Below are 1,969 nucleotides of genomic sequence, written 5' to 3' on the forward strand. Positions count from 1 at the left end.
GGCTTTGCGCCCTGTGCCATCTTGATCTGGATTTCGTCGCCGCTCATCAGGTACTGCGAGTTGACACCGAAACGACCGGAAGCAACCTGTACGATTGAGCAAGCACGCTCTGTGCCGTAACGGTCAGAAGGCTCGCCGCCTTCACCGGTGTTGGAGTGGCCGCCCAGACGGTTCATGGCGATGGCCAGACACTCGTGAGCTTCCGCAGACAGACAGCCATAGGACATAGCCGCGGTCTTAAAGCGCTTGACAATGTCGTATTCGCTTTCGACTTCGTCGAGCGGAATTGCTGTGCTCTCGTCGAACTTAAAGCTCATCAGGCCACGCAGAGTGTGCGGGATAGCTGCATCATCAACGGTTTCTGCGTACTGCTTGTAGATCTCATAGTCGCCGGTGCGAACAGCCTGCTGCAGCAGCGAAATGGTCTTTGGATTGTACAGATGATCTTCACAGCCGACGCCAGCGCGGTACTTGTGCGTGCCAGGGGAGTCGAGCGTGGTATCAATAGACAGACCCAGCGGGTCAAAGGCGTGGTTGTGACGGAACTCAACGACTTCGCCGATTTCCTCCAGACCGATGCCGCCGACACGAGATACGGTGTTGGTGAAGTATTCGTCAATGACTTCCTTCTTGATGCCAATTGCCTCAAAGATCTGGGCGGATTGATACGACTGGATGGTCGAGATACCCATCTTCGATGCAATCTTGACGATGCCCTTCAAAACAGCCTTGTTATAGGAATCAATAGCAACCGAAACTTCCTTGTCGAGCAGTCTCTTTTCTACCAGCTCGGCGATGCATTCCTGTGCCAGATACGGGTTGACAGCGGATGCGCCGTAGCCCAGCAGTGTGGCAAAATGATGTACTTCGCGCGGCTCTGCGGTCTCAACAATGACGGACAGGGAAGTGCTCTTCTTGGTGCGTACCAGATACTGCTGCAAAGCGGATACTGCGAGCAGCGACGGAATCGCAACGTGGTTTTCATCCACGCCACGGTCGGACAGAATCAAGATGTTTGCGCCGTTGCGGTATGCGCGGTCGGCAGTGACAAACATGCGGTCAATGGCACGCTTCAGCGGGGTGTTCTTGTAATACAGCATGGAGATCGTCTGAACCTTAAAGCCCGGCTTATCCATGTTTTTGATCTTCATCAGGTCGATGTCGGTCAGGATCGGATTCTGAATGCGCAGCATACTGCAGTTTTCTGCATTTTCGCTGAGCAGATTACCGTCATGACCGAGATATACCGCGGTATCTGTGACAATTTCCTCACGAATCGCGTCAATCGGCGGGTTGGTAACCTGAGCGAACAGCTGCTTGAAGTAGCTGAACAGCGGCTGATGCTTCTCGGAAAGGACAGCCAGCGGGATGTCAACGCCCATGGCAGCGGTCGGCTCTGCACCGGTCTGTGCCATTTGCAGGATAGAATCCTTTACTTCTTCGTAGGTGTAGCCGAATGCCTTGTACAGGCGGTCACGCTCCTCGCTGGAATAGCGGCGGATGTGGTGGTTCGGAATCGGCAGATCCTTGAGCATCAGCAGGCTCTGATCCAGCCATTCGCCGTATGGCTGACGGGTTGCGTAGTGCTCTTTCAGCTCATCGTCGTCAATCAGACGGCCGGAGACGGTATCAACCAGCAGCATTTTGCCCGGCTGCAAACGGGATTTCACTGCGATTTTTTCCGGTTCCAGTTCCAGAACGCCGACTTCAGAGGACAGAATCAGCTGGTCATCTGTGGTGACATAGTAACGGGACGGGCGCAGACCATTTCGGTCAAGAACTGCACCCATGACATCGCCATCTGTGAAGATGATGGATGCCGGACCGTCCCACGGTTCCATCATGGTTGCGTAGTAGCGGTAGAAGTCCAGCTTCTCGCGCGGCATACTCTTGTTGTTCGACCACGGCTCCGGAATGCAGATCATAACTGCCATCGGAAGCTCCATGCCGTTCATAACGAGGAATTCCA

The 1,969-nt window shown here is 54.3% G+C and carries 1 protein-coding gene; it reads right to left on the minus strand.

From position 1 onward, the window contains the following. A partial coding sequence (locus ACR0P9_RS11670) for a glutamate synthase central domain-containing protein (protein ID WP_432620337.1) occupies nt 1-1,969 on the minus strand: 1,969 nt, incomplete at both ends.

Source organism: Butyricicoccus sp. (assembly GCF_050872565.1).
In the GTDB taxonomy this organism is placed as follows: Bacteria; Bacillota; Clostridia; order Oscillospirales; family Butyricicoccaceae; genus Butyricicoccus_A.